Source organism: Nocardioides sp. Soil_C_8 (assembly GCF_057656315.1).
Map to the genome: position 1 here is coordinate 1996538 of NZ_JBDGKQ010000001.1, position 18099 is coordinate 2014636.

The 18099-nt window shown below is 73.1% G+C and carries 17 protein-coding genes and 1 pseudogene; 6 read left to right on the forward strand and 12 right to left on the reverse strand.

Going from position 1 to position 18099, the window contains the following annotated elements; translation table 11 throughout:
* Positions 1–6: 6 nt before the first annotated feature.
* Positions 7–1932 (reverse strand): Coagulation factor 5/8 type domain-containing protein, encoded by a 1926-nt coding sequence (locus AC3A3L_RS09730; protein WP_487639797.1) that lies wholly within the window; start codon positions 1930–1932, stop codon positions 7–9.
* A 213-nt stretch (positions 1933–2145) separates the two neighbouring features.
* Between AC3A3L_RS09730 and AC3A3L_RS09735 the strand changes: the two genes are divergently transcribed.
* Both AC3A3L_RS09735 and AC3A3L_RS09740 read left to right on the forward strand, forming a co-directional pair.
* On the forward strand, positions 2146–2571 hold the full coding sequence (locus AC3A3L_RS09735) for a hypothetical protein (RefSeq protein WP_487639798.1): 426 nt from the start codon (positions 2146–2148) through the stop codon (positions 2569–2571).
* 228 nt (positions 2572–2799) lie between these two features.
* Positions 2800–3327, forward strand: coding sequence for a class F sortase (locus tag AC3A3L_RS09740; protein ID WP_487639799.1), 528 nt, complete (start codon positions 2800–2802; stop codon positions 3325–3327).
* Here the strand turns inward: AC3A3L_RS09740 and AC3A3L_RS09745 are convergent.
* The 5 genes from AC3A3L_RS09745 to AC3A3L_RS09765 all read right to left on the reverse strand — a co-directional run bounded on the left by AC3A3L_RS09745 (position 3299) and on the right by AC3A3L_RS09765 (position 7402).
* Positions 3299–4066: an IclR family transcriptional regulator gene (locus AC3A3L_RS09745; protein ID WP_487639800.1), complete on the reverse strand. Its 768-nt coding sequence runs from the start codon at positions 4064–4066 to the stop codon at positions 3299–3301. The two genes, AC3A3L_RS09740 and AC3A3L_RS09745, sit on opposite strands and share 29 nt — an antisense overlap.
* A 38-nt stretch (positions 4067–4104) precedes the next feature.
* Positions 4105–5358: a vanadium-dependent haloperoxidase gene (locus tag AC3A3L_RS09750; protein ID WP_487639801.1), complete on the reverse strand. Its 1254-nt coding sequence runs from the start codon at positions 5356–5358 to the stop codon at positions 4105–4107.
* Between the two features lie 84 nt (positions 5359–5442).
* The gene (locus AC3A3L_RS09755) at positions 5443–6150 is read right to left on the reverse strand and encodes a helix-turn-helix transcriptional regulator (protein ID WP_487639802.1); all 708 of its coding nucleotides are present in this window, start codon (positions 6148–6150) and stop codon (positions 5443–5445) included.
* Between the two features lie 70 nt (positions 6151–6220).
* Positions 6221–6865, reverse strand: coding sequence for a hypothetical protein (locus AC3A3L_RS09760; protein ID WP_487639803.1), 645 nt, complete (start codon positions 6863–6865; stop codon positions 6221–6223).
* Positions 6866–6949: 84 nt separating this feature from the next.
* Positions 6950–7402, reverse strand: coding sequence for a hypothetical protein (locus AC3A3L_RS09765; RefSeq protein ID WP_487639804.1), 453 nt, complete (start codon positions 7400–7402; stop codon positions 6950–6952).
* 187 nt (positions 7403–7589) lie between these two features.
* Here AC3A3L_RS09765 and hutH point away from each other — a divergent pair, with 187 nt between their 5' ends.
* From hutH to AC3A3L_RS09780, 3 genes and pseudogenes are all read left to right on the forward strand, one after another.
* A complete protein-coding gene (gene hutH / locus AC3A3L_RS09770; protein WP_487639805.1) occupies positions 7590–9128 on the forward strand; it encodes a histidine ammonia-lyase in 1539 nt (512 codons plus the stop codon).
* The gene (gene hutU / locus AC3A3L_RS09775) at positions 9125–10828 is read left to right on the forward strand and encodes a urocanate hydratase (RefSeq protein ID WP_487639806.1); all 1704 of its coding nucleotides are present in this window, start codon (positions 9125–9127) and stop codon (positions 10826–10828) included. Before hutH ends, hutU begins: the two co-directional genes overlap by 4 nt.
* Before the next feature lie 119 nt (positions 10829–10947).
* A pseudogene (locus AC3A3L_RS09780) lies at positions 10948–11401 on the forward strand (mycothiol transferase).
* Positions 11402–11406: 5 nt separating this feature from the next.
* Here AC3A3L_RS09780 and AC3A3L_RS09785 read toward each other — a convergent pair.
* Positions 11407–12696, reverse strand: a complete 1290-nt coding sequence (locus tag AC3A3L_RS09785; RefSeq protein WP_487639807.1) for an aminoglycoside phosphotransferase family protein — start codon at positions 12694–12696, stop codon at positions 11407–11409.
* A 101-nt stretch (positions 12697–12797) separates the two neighbouring features.
* Between AC3A3L_RS09785 and AC3A3L_RS09790 the strand changes: the two genes are divergently transcribed.
* A complete protein-coding gene (locus AC3A3L_RS09790) occupies positions 12798–13826 on the forward strand; it encodes a M48 family metallopeptidase (protein ID WP_487639808.1) in 1029 nt (342 codons plus the stop codon).
* A gap of 78 nt (positions 13827–13904) precedes the next feature.
* Here the strand turns inward: AC3A3L_RS09790 and AC3A3L_RS09795 are convergent, their stop codons facing one another.
* The 5 genes from AC3A3L_RS09795 to AC3A3L_RS09815 form a co-directional block, all read right to left on the reverse strand.
* On the reverse strand, positions 13905–14048 hold the full coding sequence (locus tag AC3A3L_RS09795) for a hypothetical protein (protein ID WP_268113472.1): 144 nt from the start codon (positions 14046–14048) through the stop codon (positions 13905–13907).
* A gap of 152 nt (positions 14049–14200) precedes the next feature.
* Entirely contained in the window at positions 14201–15085 is an 885-nt protein-coding gene (locus tag AC3A3L_RS09800) for an HpcH/HpaI aldolase/citrate lyase family protein (RefSeq protein WP_487639809.1), read from the reverse strand.
* Between the two features lie 3 nt (positions 15086–15088).
* Positions 15089–16186 (reverse strand): HpcH/HpaI aldolase/citrate lyase family protein, encoded by a 1098-nt coding sequence (locus AC3A3L_RS09805; protein WP_487639810.1) that lies wholly within the window; start codon positions 16184–16186, stop codon positions 15089–15091.
* A gap of 70 nt (positions 16187–16256) precedes the next feature.
* A complete protein-coding gene (locus AC3A3L_RS09810) occupies positions 16257–17339 on the reverse strand; it encodes a class I SAM-dependent methyltransferase (RefSeq protein WP_487639811.1) in 1083 nt (360 codons plus the stop codon).
* A gap of 119 nt (positions 17340–17458) precedes the next feature.
* The coding region (locus tag AC3A3L_RS09815) for a helix-turn-helix transcriptional regulator (RefSeq protein WP_487639812.1) at positions 17459–18099 on the reverse strand (641 nt) is incomplete at its 5' end.

The following is an 18099-nucleotide window of genomic DNA, read 5'->3' on the forward strand; positions in this document are numbered from 1 at the left end:
CGGCTCTCAGTCCCGGTGAGACCCGACGACCTTGCCGCCGCGCGAGAGCTCGACGGTCATCAGCACCCGCTGCTTGCCGGGCTCCTTCGCGCAGTAGGTCAGCTCCCGGCCCAGCCGCTGCCACGGCTGGCCGACGCGGCGCATCAGTGCACGGACCCCGATCCCGGCGTCGGCCGCCCGGGTGAACGCCCGCACTGACCGCCGCAGGCCGGCGTTGCGGCACGAGTCGGGTGCCAGGCCCCAGGCGCGTTCCCAGGTCTGGAGGTAGGCCTCCGCGCCCCGGGCGAGGTCGGCGCCGAGCGCTGCCCCGTCGGCTCCCGCCACGTGCTCGGCGTCCTCCACCCAGTCGGCGTACAGGCCGTAGTGCGCGACGCCGTCGGTGTTGACGTCGTAGACCCGCTCGCCGCTGCGTTGCCGGTCGATCCGGACACCACCCAGCCCGGTGAAGGGGTACGTCACCGGGTCGGCCGCGTCGGCTCCGCGGGGGTCGCCCTGAGCCCCGAAGCCGTTCATGTCGGAGCCGAAGCCGAAGCCGAAGTAGTAGCGGCGGTCGGTCCAGCCGAGGTGCTGGCGCCACTTGTCGACGAACCCGGTCGAGTCGCCGGCGTAGGGCGCGACGAAGCCGCCCAGGCGGTAGATCCGCGGGTAGGCGTCGGGCGTGGACCACGAGTGGGAGGACACGACGCCGACGGGTCGTCCGGCGGCCTGCTGCTGCTCGAGGTAGTCCAGTGCGGCGTTGCGGCCGGCGACGCTCATGTGGTCGGGGTCGAAGAGGATCCGCTGGTCGATCATCGCCGAGAGCAGCCGCTCGCCCATCGGGCTGAGCCCGAGCTGGTTGCAGTGAGGTCCGGACGGGTAGACCGGCGCCGGCTGCACGCCGAGATCGCCGAAGAGCGTCCAGATCGCACCGAAGATCGCGTCCTGGTCGGGGGTGGGCTGCCCGCCGCCCGGTCCCTCGAGGTCGCCGAGGTTGGGCGACTGGAGGCGGTCCTCGGTGCCGGCGGGGTAGGTGGCCGGGCACCGCTGCATCCGCAGGAACGACCCGGTGCTGAGGAAGTTGGCGCTGTTGGTCAGGGTGCCGGTGGTCCCGGCATCGCCGGCGACCCCGGTGAAGGCGTTGTCGAACTTGTTGGTGAGCTCCATCTGGCTGACGCCGAGCCGCTTCATCTCGGCGAGCTCGGCGAGCATCTGCTCCTCGGTGCAGGTGGGCCGGCCGAGCTGGACGTTGCACCCCAGCGGCACGGACGTCTCCATGCCCATCACCACGGCGAGCTTGCCCTGGTTGATGACCCGACGCGCCTGGAAGGGGTTCGTGACGATGCGGTACCAGCCGCGGCCGGGGCCGCCGTACTGCGCGTCGATGTAGTCCTGCATCGCCCGCATGTCCTTCGCCTGGAGGCGAACGGAGTCGCGGTCGTCGCAGGAGTTCTTCTTGAGCGGGTAGATCGAGCAGAGGACGTGGTTCTCGGTCAGCAGGCTGGTGTGGATGCGGAGGCCGGCGCGCCAGCTGCGCTCGAGCCAGCGGTAGTAGACCTGCTGGTGCGTGAGCGAGTGCGGGTTGGGCCAGTAGGAGAACGTCGGCCAGCCGACCGGGTCGTGGCCGCTGCCCGGGGTCCTGTCGGCGAGCACGTCCTCCAGAGCCGCACCCCGGCCGTCGGCGACCTGGTGGTCGGGGCAGTCGACCAGCGCTGCCGGTGCGCCGTAGCGATGGAACGGCGGACTGCAGATGACGCGGCCGCCGAGGAACTCGTGGGTCTGGCCGTGGACGTGCGGGTCGACCCAGCCGCGGACCTCCTGGAAGGGCGAGACGCCGCCGAACGGGCGGCCACCCACGTTGGTCTCGACCTCGGGGAAGGCCGCACACCCGGTGGTGCGACGCAGCGCGAAGGCCCCTGCCGTGCCGGTGCCGAGGCCGCCGCCCGCCCGCCGCAACCCTCGTCCGTCGCCCAGGGTGAACGTGAACCGGCCGCGGCCGACCTTCCGGGCGGTCCAGTCGGCGAGCGGCGAGGGCTGGGCCGCGTCGGTGGCGCCGTCGGTCCCGGACGCGGCGACGAAGCGCGGTCGGAGGTGTAGAGGAGGTAGGTGCCCAGCCCCGTGGCCTGGAAGGTGAGGGGCCGACCGGCCAGTCGGTAGCAGCCGCCGGCCATGGCGTACACGCTCTCGGGGACCGCGCGGCGCGGGCTCCGCAGGGGTACGCCGACCAGGCGTGGCTCGCGCTGCGTGCGCTGGGCGGCGACCCGGGCGAGGCTGGCCGCGCGCTGCTCCGGGGTGGTGCGGTCCGGCGCGGCGGCCGCCTCGCCGCTGCGGCTCACGGCGTTCTTGGTCGTCGGGTCGTCGTGGACGTGGCCGTGCCCGTCGTCGACTGCGGTGGCGGTCGTGCCGCGGGACGACGTGGTGCGGGGGTGCGTGTGCGGGCGCCGCTCGGCGCGCACCTCGGCCCGCTCGCGCGCCTGCGCGTCGTACGTCGAGGGGAGGTCGGCCGGTCCGGATCCCGTCGGCGCGGCGGCGACGAACCCGCCCACCACGAGCCCTCCTGCGGTCAGGAGGGAGAGGGCGATGCGCTGCACGTGACGGGGTGTCGGCTCCACGAGTGCTCCTTGTCGTCGTGCCCGCTCAACGAGTGCGGTGCAGGGTGGGTCACGCGCCGCACCCGTCGGCCGAGGCCGGTTTGCTCGTCGAAGGCTCACCGCACGTTGGTCGAAGACCGCCTCACGGACGCCGGCGTAGGCGTAGCCTCCGAGCGCCGGACGAGGGGCTCGACCGGACGGGGCCGACGGAGGGGTGCGAGCGATGTGGGGCGTGCGCAGGTTGCTGGTGGTCGTGCTGGTCGCGGCGGCCGTGCTCGCGGGCGCGCCCGCCGGTGCCGGCCCGGTGCCGGCCGGTGGGACGGACCGTCCTGCGGCGCTCGGTCGCCTCTCGATCCCGGCGATCGGGGTCGACGCCGGGATCATCCCGGTGGGCGTGACGCGGTCCGGCCACCTCGCCATCGGACGCAGCGTCCGCGACGTCTACCGCTGGCGCTCGGGCGTGCTGCCCGGCCAGAAGGGGAGCGCCGTCCTCGCCGGGCACACCTGGTCGAAGGGTCCGGGCGTGTTCGACGACCTCGGCCGGCTGCGCCCCGGGAACGCGGTCGTGGTGGGACGCAACCGCTTCGAGGTCACCCGCGTGCGCCGGGTGACCGGGATGTCGCGCTCGGCGGTGGCCCGGCTGTTCAGCGACCGGGGTGTCCCGCGCCTGGTGCTCATCACCTGCGGCGACCGCAACGACCTGACCGGCGTCTACCGCACCCGGATCATCGTCAACGCGCGGCTGGTGCCCTCCCGCTGACCCGCCGGGTCAGCCGGGCGGCCGTCTGCCGCACGGCCTCCGCGATGGCGTCGACGTCGTCGCCGGAGTCGCTGGGGAAGGTCACCGCCACCCCCGCCACCGGGTGGGCGTTGTGGTCGAGCACGGCCGCGGCGACGCTCTGCAGCCCGGGCGTCACCTCGCCGTCCTCGGTCGCGTGGCCACGCTGCCGCGTCGCGGACAGCACCGTGCGCAGCGCGCTCAACGACGACGGTCCGTTGCCGTGGCGGTCGACGAACGCGTCGCGGTCCGGGTAGAGCGCCCGCACCTGGCTGGCGGGCAACGCGGCGAGGACGGCCCGGCCGGATGCGGTGAGGTGGGCGGGCAGGCGTACGCCGACGTCGGTGACCAGCGGCGGTCGCCCGGGCGCGCGCTCCTCGATGACGTAGAGCACGTCGCGCCCGTGGAGCACCGCGAGGTGCGCGCCGTGACCGGTCCGGTCGACGAGCTCGGCGAGCGGCCGGCGGGCGAGGCGGGCCAGCGGCTCCTGGCGCGTGAAGCCGCTGCCGACCTCGAAGGCCGCCACCCCGAGCCCGTAGCGGTGCTCGTCGGGCAGGTGCACGACGAAGCCCTCGTCGATCATCGTGTTGAGCAGGTGGTACGCCGTGCTGCGCGGCAGGTCGCACGCCCGCACGATCCGGTCGAGCGGGACCGGGTCGGCCTGCGTGGCCAGGAACCGCAGCACGCGCAGGGTGCGCGTCGCTGCGGGGACCTGGCTCACGGGGCCGATCGTGGCACGTCGCGGCCGGTCGCCGGCGTTCAGTGCAGCTCCTGCATCACCTTTCGTGCCGTGCGGTGGCCGATGGCGTACCCGTCCGCCATGGCGTCGCGGAAGTGCAGCCCGCCCCAGATGCGTGAGTTGAGGGCGTCGTACTCGAGCTGCGTCAGCGTCGCGTAGGTCCGCGGCGCGGTGGGGAAGTTGCTCGACCGCAGCTCCAGGGGCGTCGTCTCGCCGATCCGGGCGCGGACCACCTCGACGGCCGGGCCGGTGAGGCACCCGTGTTCGGTGACGTAGTCGGCGTAGGGCGGCGTGGCGAGCAGCGACGTCCCGCCCGTCTCCGGCTGGGTGTCGGGGTTGTCGTCGTCCGCCGCGCCCGCGACGGCCTGGAAGGGTCGCCAGAAGCCGACGTCGCGCTTGAGCTGCCAGCACTTGATCAGCGAATCCGTCATCGCTCCGTGCATGGCTGCGAAGAGCGACGCGGTCGCCTCGAGCGACATCGGGTGCGCCTCGAGGTAGCGCACCAGGGCGTCGCCGACCATCGTGGCCGAGTTGCTGTTGAAGAACACCGCCGTGTCGGTCTGAGCCTGGCTACGCACCACCGACGTGGCAGAGCCGAGGAGCCGGACCTCGTTGTAGTCGACCGTGTAGTCGTCGCTCGTCAGCTTGTCCGGCCCGTCGACCCGCGCGAGGCGACGTGCGACGAGGGGGTCCATCGAGCCGATCCACGCCGCCAGCATGTCGGTCGCCGGCGGCGTGGGCTGCCAGACACCGATGCCCGGTGGGAGCGTGTAGTGGATGGTGGTGTCCCCGTAGCCGTCGTCGGCCCGGTCCGCGATGAGCCATGCGGCCACCTTCGCCCCGATGTGCGTGCCGCGGTCCTGTGCGGACCCGTCGGGGACGGTCGCCAGGGATGCGGTGAGCTGCGTGTCCAGCGCTGCGGCAGCCGCCGGCACGTAGTGCACCAGCACGTCGTGGGCGGCCTGCGCGACTGCGGCGGTCTCCGAGCTGTCCGCCCTCGACGCGGAGTGCCGTACCGCGTCGTGCATCGCGATCGAGGTGTAGCCGAGGAGCGGGACGCCGACAGGGATCGGGGTGGCGGGGTAGATCGCTGCGAAGGCCGTCCGCTCCCAGTCGAGGACGACCTGCCCGCTGTCCGGGGACGCCGGGGGGTCGTGGTGCGGATGCCGGTGCTTGCCCGGGGAGCCGTCGGAGACGGCGGGCGAGGTCGTGAGCATCGACGTGGCGAGCAGTGCTGCGGCGACCAGCAGGGCGCGTGAACGGAGGTTCTTCATGGCGGACCTTTCGTCTGGACGTGTGTGTCCAGCGTCGACGAGCCCGGTCGGCACCGGTATTCGCATCGAGGCGAATGTCCGTCCTCAGCCCAGCCGCGCCAGCCGCTCGTGCAGGTCGATCTCGGGGACGTCGCGGTCCTGCAGGCGCGCCACGGCAGCGACCCGGTTGGTCACGCCGAGCTTGCGGTAGACGTTCTCGAGGTGCTTGCGCACGGTCGACGGCGCGACGAAGAGCGCCTCGGCGATCTCGGCGTTGGACCGACCAGCCGCCACGTGGCCCAGGACGCGGCGCTCCTGCGTCGTGAGCGACGTGGGCAGCTGGTGGGTGAGTCGTTCCCGCGAGAGCCGGGCGAGCAGCGGTGCCAGCATCTGGAGCATGGCGACGTCGCGGTCGTCGAACCTGCCGTTCCACCGGTCGAGGGCGATCTGCACCACGTCGTCGGTGCCGTTGCGGAAGCCGATGCAGAGACCGTCCTGCTGCTCCGTGGGGTCGCCCAGGTGCGCCCGCGTGGCGAGCGGATGGGCGCTCCAGTGGGTGATGCCGAGGCGATGCGGCCCACCTGTGGCGCGCAGCCGGTGGCGGGCGATCCCGGGCCTCCCGACCAGGTAGATCCCGTCGGTCACGGTGCAGGTGGCGTCCTGGTAGATCGCACCCACCTCGTCGGCCGGGATCAGCACCGACAGCAGCTCCAGCGCGTGCCGCGTCGGGAGCGGGGACCCCGGGCAGGGCTCGGTGGTCAGCAGGTCCCGCAGGGCCCACTGCTCGCGTTCGGTGAGGTCGAGGCGTGGCATGACTGGTCCCGCCCCCGACTCTAGAGGCGGAGGCGGGGTCAGTCAGAGTGGTCCAGACGACCCGTCCGGGTCACGCCCTGTCGGTGTCGGCGTCCGAGCTCGAGCCCTTGGTGAACCAGCCACCACCGCCGTCGGTCTGCTCGATCGGCTTGCCGGGCATCTCGTTGGCGCCGGGGGTACGGCGCGGGAGCAGCGGGGCCCGGCCCTCCTGGGTGCCTTGGCCCTCCTGGGTGGTCTCCTCGGCGACCGGCTGGTCGGCCGTCGCCGGCCCGGTCGTCGTCGGCTCGGTCGTCGCCGGCTCGGTGGCGGTCGTCGTCTCGGCGCCGACCTCCGAGGGCGGGGTGGGGGTCTGGTCGGCGGTGCCCGGGACCTGCGGCGCGTAGTCGTCGGCCTTGTGGTCGACCCGCGGGTCGATCCGGTCGGCGGCGCGGACCTGTCCCTCGTGGGTGGCCTCGACCTGCTGCGCCGCCAGCCTGGCCTCCTGGGCCTCCGCCTCGGCCTTCTCGGCCGCGGCACGGGCCTGCTCGGCGTCGGCCTCGGCGACCGCCGCCCGCTCCTGGGCCGGGGCGATGGTCGACTGGGCCTGGGTCGCGGCCTGGGCGCGGAGCTGGTCGGCGCGCGCGGCGTTGGCCTCGCGGTTCTTCTTCCGGACGAGGAACGCCGCAAGAGCGATCACGACGACGATGACGACGAGGACGATGATGAGCGTGGTCACGGGCTTCCTCTTTCACGGGACAGGGACGGCCAGTCTTCCAGCACTGGCCGTCCCTGTCCCGCGTTGCGCGGCGAGGCGCGCGTGTCAGGCGCGGTGGGTGCCGCTGGTCCCGTCCGTGCGTCGCGTGTCGTCGGCGTCCAGCACGGTGTCGGGGTCGTGCGTGGTCGTGTGGCTGGTGTCGGTCGTCGCCCCGGGGGCGTAGTCGTCGGACGAGGTGTCCACGCGCGGGTCGACCTCGTCCGCGGTCCGGAGCCGGTCCTCGTGGACGGCCTGCTGCTGGGTGGCCGCCACCTGGGCCTCGCGGGCGCGAGCCTGTGCCTGCTCGGCCTCGAGCCGGGCGCGCTCCGCCTCCGCCTCGGCCTCCTTGGCGCGCACCTGGGTCTCGGGGATCTCCTGCGCGTGCTCGTGCGCCTCGGTCCGCAGCCGCTCGGCGTGCTCGTGCTGCTTCTTCTTGCGCTGCTGTGCCACCAGCCAGGCGACGAGCGCCGCCACGACCAGCACCACGACCAGGACGATGATCCATGTCGTCGCGTCCATCGGGGGACCTCCTTGGGTTCTCGGGCTTGCCCCACGCGCGGTCCGATCGGACCGCACGCCGTCCACGGTGCCACGCGGCTGGCGTTTCGGTGTCCTCCGTACGGGTGAGTGGGCCTGTCTCGGATGCGAGACTCCGGCAGGCGCTCGGCTCTGGTGGCCGACCCCCGACCGCGGGTTCCATGGATCCATGCAGAGCATCACCGTCGGGGTCGGCCCCGTCTCCTTCGAGGACGTCGTCCGTGTCGCGCGCGACGGCGCACCGGTCACCCTGTCCGACGACGCGCTGGGGGCGATCGACCGCGCCCGCGCCGTGGTCGACGCGCTCGCCGCCGGCGAGACTCCGACCTACGGCGTCAGCACCGGCTTCGGCGCCCTCGCCACCCGGCACATCCCCACCGAGATGCGCGCCCAGCTGCAGCGCTCCCTCGTGCGCTCGCACGCTGCCGGGTCCGGGCCCGAGGTCGAGCGCGAGGTGGTGCGGGCGCTGATGCTGCTGCGGCTCTCGACGCTCGCGACGGGTCGCACCGGCGTACGACGTGAGACCGCGCGGCTGATGGCCGACCTGCTGTCGCACGGCATCACTCCGGTGGTGCGGGAGTACGGATCGCTCGGCTGCTCCGGCGACCTCGCGCCGCTCTCGCACTGTGCGCTCGCGCTGATGGGGGAGGGCGAGGTGCGCGACGCGGACGGCACGTTGGTGCCGGCGGCCGAGGCGCTGGCCGCCGTCGGCCTCGAGCCCGTGGAGCTGGTCGCCAAGGAGGGGCTGGCCCTCATCAACGGCACCGACGGCATGCTCGGCATGCTCGTCATGGCGATCACCGACCTGCGGATGCTGCTGCGCACCGCCGACGTCGCTGCGGCGATGAGCGTCGAGGGCCAGCTCGGCACCGACCGGGTCTTCGCCGCCGAGCTGCAGGACATCCGCCCGCACCCCGGCCAGGCGCTGTCGGCGGCCAACCTGACGGCCCTGATGGCCGACTCGGCGATCGTCGCCTCGCACCGCACGGGCGACTGCAACCGCGTCCAGGACGCCTACTCGCTGCGCTGCTCGCCGCAGGTCCACGGTGCCGCGCGCGACACCGTCGAGCACGCCGCGACCGTCGCCGGTCGCGAGCTGGCCAGCGCGATCGACAACCCCGTCGTCGTCGGCGACCGGGTCGAGTCCAACGGCAACTTCCACGGCGCCCCGGTCGCCTACGTGCTCGACTTCCTCGCGATCGTCGCCGCCGACGTCGCGTCGATCAGCGAGCGCCGGACCGACCGGTTCCTCGACCGGGCGCGCAGCCACGACCTGCCGCCGTTCCTGGCCTCCGACCCGGGCGTCGACAGCGGCCACATGATCGCGCAGTACACCCAGGCCGCCATCGTCTCCGAGCTCAAGCGGCTCGCGGTCCCGGCGTCGGTGGACTCCATCCCCTCCAGCGCGATGCAGGAGGACCACGTGTCGATGGGCTGGAACGCCGCCCGCAAGCTGCGCCGGTCGGTCGACGGGCTGTCCCGGGTGGTCGCGGTCGAGGTGCTCACCGCAGCCCGGGCCCTCGACCTGCGCGCCCCGCTCACCCCCTCACCGGCGACCGCTGCGGTCGTCGACCTGCTGCGCAGCAACAGCATCGCGGGCCCCGGCCCCGACCGCCACCTCTCGCCCGAGATCGAGGCCGCCGTCGACCTCGTCCAGTCCGGCGCGGTGCTCGCCGCCGCCGCATCCGTGATCGGAGACCTCCAGTGACCAGCGACAACCCCCGCCTGCCCATCCACGCCGCCCGCGGCACCGAGCTGACCGCGAAGTCGTGGCAGACCGAGGCCCCGCTGCGGATGCTGATGAACAACCTCGACCCCGACAACGCCGAGCGCCCCGAGGACCTCGTCGTCTACGGCGGCACCGGCAAGGCGGCGCGCAGCTGGGAGGCGTACGACGCCCTCGTGCGCACCCTGCGCGACCTCGAGGACGACGAGACGCTGCTCGTGCAGTCGGGCAAGCCGGTCGGCGTGATGCGCACCCACGCGTGGGCGCCGCGCGTGCTGATCGCCAACTCCAACCTGGTCGGCGACTGGGCCGACTGGGAGGAGTTCCGCCGGCTCGAGGACCTCGGGCTGACGATGTACGGCCAGATGACGGCCGGCTCGTGGATCTACATCGGCACCCAGGGGATCCTCCAGGGCACGTTCGAGACGTTCGCCGCGATCGCGGAGAAGAAGTTCGGGGGCACCCTCGCCGGCACGATCACGGTCACCGCCGGCCTCGGCGGGATGGGCGGCGCCCAGCCGCTCGCCGTGACGATGAACGACGGCGTCGCGATCTGCGTCGAGTGCGACCAGCACCGCATCGACCGTCGCCTCGAGACGCGCTACCTCGACGTCCAGGCGCGCGACCTCGACCACGCGCTGGAGCTCGCCCTGGCGGCGCGCGAGGAGCGGCGCGGCCTGTCGATCGGGCTGCTCGGCAACGCCGCCGAGGTGCTGCCGGAGGTCCTCGAGCGCCACCTCGCGCGGCAGGAGCAGGGCGACGGTCCGCTCGTCGACATCGTCACCGACCAGACCTCGGCGCACGACCCGCTGTTCTACCTGCCGGCGGGGACGTCGTACGACGACTGGGAGCGCGAGCGCACCGAGGACCCGCGCGGGTTCACCAAGCGCAGCCAGGAGTCGATGGCGCGCCACGTGCGGGCGATGGTCGAGCTGCAGGACGCGGGTGCCGAGGTCTTCGACTACGGCAACTCCATCCGCGACGAGGCCCGCAAGGGCGGCTACGACCGCGCCTTCGAGTTCCCCGGGTTCGTCCCGGCGTACATCCGGCCGCTCTTCTGCGAAGGCAAGGGTCCGTTCCGCTGGGCCGCACTCTCCGGCGACCCTGCCGACATCGCCGCGACCGACCGCGCGATCAAGGAGCTGTTCCCGGCCGACGAGAAGCCGGAGTACGCCCGCCTCCACACGTGGCTCGACATGGCCGCCGAGCGCGTGCAGTTCCAGGGCCTGCCGGCGCGCATCTGCTGGCTCGGGTACGGCGACCGCGCCAAGGCCGGCGCGAGGTTCAACGAGATGGTCGCCAGCGGCGAGCTCTCGGCGCCGGTCGTCATCGGCCGCGACCACCTCGACTGCGGCTCCGTCGCCTCGCCCTACCGCGAGACGGAGGCGATGCTCGACGGCTCCGACGCCATCGCCGACTGGGCGATCCTCAACGCGCTCGTCAACACCGCCTCCGGCGCGACCTGGGTGTCGTTCCACCACGGCGGCGGAGTCGGTATCGGACGGTCGCTGCACGCCGGCCAGGTGACGGTCGCCGACGGCACCGACCTCGCGGCAGAGAAGATCCAGCGGGTGCTCACCAACGACCCCGGCATGGGCGTCATCCGGCACGTCGACGCGGGCTACGACCGCGCCGTCGAGGTCGCCGAGGAGCGCGGGGTCCGGGTGCCCATGCGGGGGTGACCGCGCCGGGGGTTGAGCGGACCATCGTCCGCTCGACCCCCGCCATGGCGTGCGTCCAGCGTCCACCGCGGTCGACAAGTCCGGCCGGCGTCGCACCCGTCAGGTGGCAGGGTGCCTCCATGGACGCCGACGCCGCGAAGGCCAACCTGCACAACTACCTGAAGCACGAGCGCCAGGCGGTGCTCGCCAAGCTCGAGGGCCTGTCGGAGTACGACGTACGCCGCCCGCTGACCGTCACGGGGACCAACCTCCTCGGGCTGGTCACGCACCGACGTCGTCGACCGCTACCGGCGGGTGTGGTCGCACGGCGACGCGACCGTGGCGGCGCTCGGCCTTGACACGGTCGGGCGAGTGGAGTGGTGGGGCGACGCCGACGTCCCCCTCTTCAACATCCTGGTGCACGTGCTCGCCGAGACCAGCCGGCACGCGGGCCATGCCGACATCCTCCGCGAGGAGCTCGACGGCGCGGTCGGGACCGACGCCGAGGCGATGGCGGCAGAAGGCCACGACGCGGCGTTCTGGGCGGACCGCCGGGCTCGGATCGAGGCGGCCGCGCGGGCTGCGGCTGGTTAGAGACGTCAGCGCACGAGGTCGAGCAGCGCGCTCGTCATCCGGGCGACGGTTCCGGTGAAGTCGCCGGAGCCGTCCTCGGCGGCGGTCGCGATGTCGGCGAACGTGACCGTCTGGAAGACGAGGTCGGCCAGTGGGGCGAGCTCGAGCGCGCGGTCGACGTCGGCCGTCGGGCAGGCGTCGCGCCATGGCCGCGCGTGCGCCTGCATCACCCGGTCCGCCTCACCTTCGGCCGTTCCGTACCAGTCGAGCACGCGAGCCAGGTGGCTGCCGTCGAGGAACGGATGGGTCACGCAGCCGTCGGTCCAGTCGAAGATCCGCACCTCGGTCCCGTCGTAGGCGACGTTGCCGGGGTGCAGGTCGCCGTGGGAGAGGGTGTCGGGGATCCCGCACCCCCAGAACTCCCGCACCAGCCCCTCGGCGCGCGCGGTGGCGGCCGGCAGCTCCTGCCGCTCGGCGTCGGTGAGCATGGCCATCTCGGGGCTCGTTGCCAGGACCACGTGCCACGCCTCCAGCGTGGTCTCCAGGCCGCGTTCGGGGCAGCCCGCGGCACGCAGCTCGTCGAGCCAGTCGAGGGCCGCGACCTGCGCCTGGCCCCAGAGCGGCGCGACCGCGTCGACCGCCCCCGCGGCCCGGTCGCGGTCGGAGGCGCCGTGCAGCGGCTCCATCAGCAACCAGCCGGCCTCGTCGTGCGCCCCCACGAGCACGGGCACCAGGTGCCCGATCCGACCCGCGAGGCGGTGCACGATGGCGGCCTCGGCGATGAAGTGGTCGCAGCACGCCTTGAACCACAGCGTGCCGCGGTCGGTCGGGACCTCGAACACCGCGGAGATGCTCCAGACGCGGTGGGTGCGGAGCGGTCCGGTGCGCCGGCGGTCGGTGGCGGCGAGCTCGTCGTCCACCCACGCCTCGACCCGGTCGTGCCAGCCCGGTCGGAACCAGGCCGGCCGCCGTGCCGGGGCCTCGGCGGCGTACTCCCGGAGAGCCGTCAGGACCGGTGACCGCAATGGCTCGGCGAGGTCGTCGACCGGTCGCCATCCTGCGCCCGGCGGCGTGCCGTCGCGCAGTGCGAGGACGTGCAACCGGTCGGGCCGGCGGTCAGGGTCGTCCTCCGGCAGTGTCACGACGGGGGCGACGTGCACCCCGCGGCCCGCCAGCGTTGAGGCGTACGACGTGGGCTCCGGTGCGTCGTCGTCACCGAGGTCCTCCTCGAAGCTCGGCAGCGACCCGTCGCCCGCGACCAGGACGGCGCCGTCGCGGACGAGGGCGACGTGGTGCGTGCGCTGCGAACCGGGCATGCGGAGAATCATGACTGTGGGAGTCCCCGGTCGGCACCCGAATTCGACGTGTTCCGGGAGAACCCGCGACACGACGTGGTCGCCTGCGTCAGGATCCCTCCATGGCATCGGGGGAGAAGAGGCCGGCGCGTGCGCGCGTCGTGCTCACGGACATCAGCTCGCGGGCGTGGGAGCACCCCGCCGACAAGGGCGCGCTCGTCGCGCTGCGCAAGCTCAAGGGCTTCGACGTGCTGCTCAAGACCATGTCGGGGGTCTTCCGGGAGCGGGCCTGGCGGCTCACGCTGCTGGGGTCCGCGGTGCTGGTCGACGAGCGGCAGTTCGCGCGGCTCCACCGGCTGCTCGCCGAGGTCGGGCGGAGCCTCGACGTCAGCGACCTGCCCGAGATGTACGTCGCGGCCGACCCCGCGCTCAGCGCCGCCACGGTCGGCATGGACCGGCCGATCATCGTGCTCTCGTCGGGCCTGGTGCACCACCTCGACGACGACGAGCTGCGCTTCGTGATCGGCCACGAGCTCGGTCACGCCGTGAGCGGGCACGCGGTCTACCGCACGCTGCTCATGCGGCTCCTCGGCCTCGGCGGGCTGCTCTACGCCGTGCCGGGCGGCGCGATCGCCATCCGGATGGTCACCGTCGGTCTGCTGGAGTGGTCACGCAAGGCCGAGCTGTCCGCGGACCGGGCCGGCCTGCTGGCCACCCAGGACCCGACCGCGGCGCTCCGCACCCACATGAAGCTCGCCAGCGGCGGCACGCTCGAGGAGCTCGACGTCACGTCGTTCCTCCAGCAGGGAGCGCAGTACGACGAGGGCGGCGACGTCCGCGAGTCCCTCATCAAGCTGTCGCTGCTGCAGCAGCAGAGCCACCCGTTCGCGGTGGTCCGGGCCACCGAGCTGCGACGCTGGATCGACTCGGGTGCCTACACGACGATCCTCGGCGGCGACTACCCGCGCCGGGCCGACGACGACACCGCCTCGGTGAGCGCCGCGGCGCAGGAGGCGGCGGCGAGCTACACCGCGTCGTTCGAGCGGACCCAGGACACCCTGGGCAAGCTGGTCCACGACCTCGCCGGCTGGATGGGCACGGCCAGCACCTGGATCAACGACCGCTTCCGCCGCGGCACCGAGAGCGCCTGAGGCCGGTCGACCCCGGACACAGCGCGGCCCCGGACACCAGTGGTGTCCGGGGCCGTCTCGCCACGTGGGGGCGAACCGCTACCAGACCCGTCGGGCGGAGCCGCCGATCGGCACGAAGTTGAGCACCAGGCCGACGACGATCAAGATGATGCCGAGGGTGGTCAGGATGCTCTGGGGGAGCAGGAGTCCGAGGATGAGCAGGATCAGTCCGAGGACAATCATGGGTGTGCCTCCTAGGTGATGCGGGGTGTTGCGGCCGGCCCACGGTGGGCGGGCCGGATCACTCTGGCGTCCCTCGAGGCGGTTGGCAAAGTCGGGTCCCTCCCTACGGGTGAAGGGTTGTCCATCCTCTGTCCACCCCGTCGGGTGGGGTGTCAGTCCGTTCCGAGGGCGCGGATCGCCTCGTCGATGGAGAGGATGCGACGCGCTGACTCGACGTGGAGGTTCTCCACCATCCGGCCGTTGTAGGTCACCACCCCGGCACCTCCTCCCGACTCGGCGCGGGCGTCCTCCCAGGCGGCGATCAGGCCGCGGGCGTCCTCGACCGCCCGCTCGCTCGGGGCGAAGGCCCGGTTGGCGCCCTCGACCTGGCCGGGGTGGATCAGCGTCTTGCCGTCGAAGCCCATCTGGCGTCCCTGCTCGCACTCGGCGAGGAAACCGTCGGTGTCCTTGACGTCGTTGTAGACGCCGTCGACGACCGCGATGCCCGCGGCCCGCCCGGCGAGCAGCGCGGTGTGCAGGCTGGGCAGGATCGGCGCGCGTCCGGGCACGTGCTCGGCGTACAGCTCCTTGACGAGGTCGTTGGTGCCGAGGACGAAGGCACCGATCCGCTCCGAGCTCCGCGCGATGGCGAGGGCGTCGAGGACGGCGACCGGGGTCTCGACCATCGCCCAGAGCCGGGTGTGGTCGGGCGCGCCGGCCTTCTCCATCGCTGCGACGAGCCGCGCGACATCGTCGGCGCTGTCGACCTTGGGGACCACGATCGCGGCGGGTCCGGCCTGGCTGGCGGCGACGATGTCGTCGTCGTGCCACTGGGTGCCGAGCCCGTTGACGCGGATGGTGACCGTACGGCGTCCGTAGTCGCCGCTGGCCGCCGCAGCGGCGGCCGACTCGCGCGCGGCCGGCTTGGCGTCGGGTGCGACGGCGTCCTCGAGGTCGAGGATCAGCGCGTCGCAGGCGATGGTCTTGGCCTTCTCCAGGGCGCGCTCGTTGGAGCTCGGCATGTAGAGCACCGAGCGGAGGGGGGTGAAGTCGCTCATGCCTCAGGCCTCCAGCTCGATGGCGTCGTACTGCTTCTTGAGCTCGGGGTCGATCGCGGCGAGCTCCTCGGCGAGGGCGACCATCACCCGGCACTGCTTCACCGAGGCGTCGTCCTCCATCTTCCCGTCGATCATCACCGCGCCGGTCCCGTCGCCCATCGCTGCGATCACGCGGCGGGCGTGGGCGACGTCCTCGACGCTGGGGGAGAAGACCTTGTTGGCGATCGTGATCTGCACCGGGTGCAGGCTCCACGCGCCGACGCAGCCCAGGAGGAACGCGTTGCGGAACTGGTCCTCGCACGCGACGGTGTCCTTGATGTCGCCGAACGGCCCGTAGTAGGGGTAGATGCCGTGCATCGCGCACGCGTCGACCATCCGGGCGATCGTGTAGTGCCACAGGTCCTGCTGGTACGACGTCCGCTGGGCGTCGTACTGCGGCACGCCGAGGTCGTCCTTGCCGGGGTCCTCGCGCACGACGTAGCCGGGGTGGCCGCCTCCGACGCGTGTGGTCTTCATGCGGCGGTCCGCGGCCAGGTCGGCCGGGCCGAGCGAGAGGCCCTGCATGCGGGGGCTCGCGCCGCAGATCTCCTCGATGTTGGCCACGCCCCGCGCGGTCTCGAGGATGGCGTGGACCAGGATCGGCCGGTCGAGCCCCGCCTTCGCCTCGAGCTGTGCGAGCAGGCGGTCGACGTAGTGGATGTCCTCCGCGCCCTGCACCTTCGGCACCATGATCACGTCGAGCTTGTCGCCGATCTCGGGCACCAGGGTGGTCAGGTCGTCGAGGACCCACGGGCTGTCGAGGGAGTTGATCCTGGTCCAGAACTGGGTGGGCCCGACTGTGCCTCCGAGATTGGCGGTGGCCTTCCCGATGTCGACCAGCCCCTGCCGGGACTTCTCCTTGTTCTCCGCCTTGACGGCGTCCTCGAGGTTGCCGAGCAGCACGTCGACCGTGCCGACCATGTCGGGCACCTTCGCGGCCATCTTCTCGTTGCCCGGGTCGAAGAAGTGGATCGCGCGGCTCGGCCGGGCGGGGATCTCGCGCGGCGGCGCGGGCGCACCGACGGCGAGCGGGGCGAAGAAGTCCTTGGCGGGGCGTGTCATGGGCGCAAACTACCGCCGCGTAGGAGCTGGCGGATATGACCCATGTCTCCCCGCCGCCGCCCGCTCGCGGTCAGGCGCGCGCCACGAAGTAGGCGTTGAAGGGGTCGGTCTCGAGGTCGTGCACGACGACGTCGGAGAAGCCTGCCTCGCGCACCATCCGCTCGGCGGTCTGGACGCCCCAGACCGTGCCGAGGCCGTCGCCGCCCTGGCCGAGGGAGACCGACATGCAGTGGACCGTCGAGGCGGCGTACAGGAAGGAGGCCCAGGGGAGGTCCAGGTTGTCCTCGAGGTTGCTCGACGCCTTGATGTCGACCATCAGGTAGCGCCCGTCGGGCCGGAGGGCACGCCGGATGTTCGCGAGCACGGTCGCCGGGTGGGCCTGGTCGTGGATCGCGTCGAACGTCGTGACCAGGTCGTACGCCGACTCCTCGGCCAGCTGCGCGACGTCGAGCAGCTCGAAGCGGGCGTTCGAGAGCCCCCACGCGGCGGCCTCGTCGCGGGCGGTCGCGATCGCCTCGTCGCTGAAGTCGTAGCCGACGAACGTGCTGCGCGGGAAGGCTCGCGCCATCAGGTTGACCGCGTGCCCCTCGCCGCACCCGATGTCGGCGACCGCGATGCCCTGCTCGAGCCGTTCGGTCACCCCTGCCAGCGGGATGATGGTGTCGAGCAGCGAGGCGTCGTTGACGGCCGCGCTGTCGGCGGCCTGGAGGTGGTGGAAGCCCGGGTAGTCGTCGTACGACAGCCCGCCGCCGTGGCGGAACGCCTCGGCGACCTTCGGTTGCACCAGGCCCATGAGCGAGACGAACCGCATGGTGCGGGCCAGGTTGTCCGGGCCGGTGCCGGTGAGGAACGGCGCGTGGTCGGGGCAGAGGTGGTACGTGCGGTCGCCGGGGTCGTACTCGACGAAGCCGGCGGTGACCATGCCGCCGAGCCACTCGCGCACGTACCTCTCGTCCAGCCCGGCCGCGTCCGCGACCTGGGTGCTCGTCGCCGGCGGCATCGTGGCCAGCGTCTCGAAGATCCCGAGCTCGTGGCCGAGGCTGGTGAGCAGGCAGATCGCGCCGTCGTTGAGGATCCCGACGACCCGGCCGGCCACCTCCTCCGGGTCGACGCCTCCGGTGGTCTCGGCGGGTGTGGACTCGAGCGTGGTCATGGCGTCCTCCTGAGGTCGGGCTGGGGTCGATGTGCTGGTCCTCGGACGCTAGGAGCCCGGCGGGGTCCTCCGCGTCGGGCAGACGCCCCATCCGCGCGAGGGCACGTGGTGCGTACGACTCAGGCCAGGTCGTGCTCGCGTGCCCAGGCCGCAGCGGCCGTGCGGGTGCGGACGCCGACCTTGGTGAAGATGTTGGCGAGGTGCCGCCCGACCGTCTTCTCGCTGATGACCAGCATCGCCGCCACCTCGCGGTTGGTCGCGCCGCCCGCGACGGCGGTGAGGACCTCGACCTCCCGCTCGGTCAGCCCGCACGGACGGTCCCGGCCCGCGGTCAGGCGCGCCACGTCGGGCTCGGCGCCCAGGCGGCGGTAGATCGCCAGCGCGGTGGCGGTGGCTGCGTCGGCGCGAGCGGTCTCGCCGCACGCCCGATGGGCGTGCGCCATCGCCTCGTGGACCGCCGCGCTCGCGTGGCGGTGGCGCTGGTCGCGGTAGACCCCGCCCGCCCGCTCGAGCAGGGGGATGGCGTCCGACGGGAGACCCTGGGCCATCAGCAGCGCGGCCCGGGCCCGGTCCGCCCGGGCCCGGAGCCCCGGCGTCGCGAACCACGCCGCGGTCTCCTCGAGCTCGGCCACGAGCGTGCGGGCGTAGTCCGGCTCGCCCTCCGCCAGGGCCAGGTCGACGGCGGCGGGCAGCATCCGCGCCCGACCGAGCCGGGTGGCATCGGCGAGCCCGACGCGCAGGGCGGCGAGGGCGTCGGCGG

Bases quoted from the DNA above. Each gene is read 5' to 3' on its own strand.
- AC3A3L_RS09735 (WP_487639798.1), top strand. From the start codon at position 2,146: ATGGCGTACACGCTCTCGGGGACCGCGCGGCGCGGGCTCCGCAGGGGT.
- AC3A3L_RS09750 (WP_487639801.1), bottom strand. From the start codon at position 5,358: ATGAAGAACCTCCGTTCACGCGCCCTGCTGGTCGCCGCAGCACTGCTC.
- AC3A3L_RS09755 (WP_487639802.1), bottom strand. From the start codon at position 6,150: ATGCCACGCCTCGACCTCACCGAACGCGAGCAGTGGGCCCTGCGGGAC.
- AC3A3L_RS09765 (WP_487639804.1), bottom strand. From the start codon at position 7,402: ATGGACGCGACGACATGGATCATCGTCCTGGTCGTGGTGCTGGTCGTG.
- hutH (WP_487639805.1), top strand. From the start codon at position 7,590: ATGCAGAGCATCACCGTCGGGGTCGGCCCCGTCTCCTTCGAGGACGTC.
- AC3A3L_RS09785 (WP_487639807.1), bottom strand. From the start codon at position 12,696: ATGCCCGGTTCGCAGCGCACGCACCACGTCGCCCTCGTCCGCGACGGC.
- AC3A3L_RS09790 (WP_487639808.1), top strand. From the start codon at position 12,798: ATGGCATCGGGGGAGAAGAGGCCGGCGCGTGCGCGCGTCGTGCTCACG.
- AC3A3L_RS09795 (WP_268113472.1), bottom strand. From the start codon at position 14,048: ATGATTGTCCTCGGACTGATCCTGCTCATCCTCGGACTCCTGCTCCCC.
- AC3A3L_RS09800 (WP_487639809.1), bottom strand. From the start codon at position 15,085: ATGAGCGACTTCACCCCCCTCCGCTCGGTGCTCTACATGCCGAGCTCC.
- AC3A3L_RS09805 (WP_487639810.1), bottom strand. From the start codon at position 16,186: ATGACACGCCCCGCCAAGGACTTCTTCGCCCCGCTCGCCGTCGGTGCG.
- AC3A3L_RS09810 (WP_487639811.1), bottom strand. From the start codon at position 17,339: ATGACCACGCTCGAGTCCACACCCGCCGAGACCACCGGAGGCGTCGAC.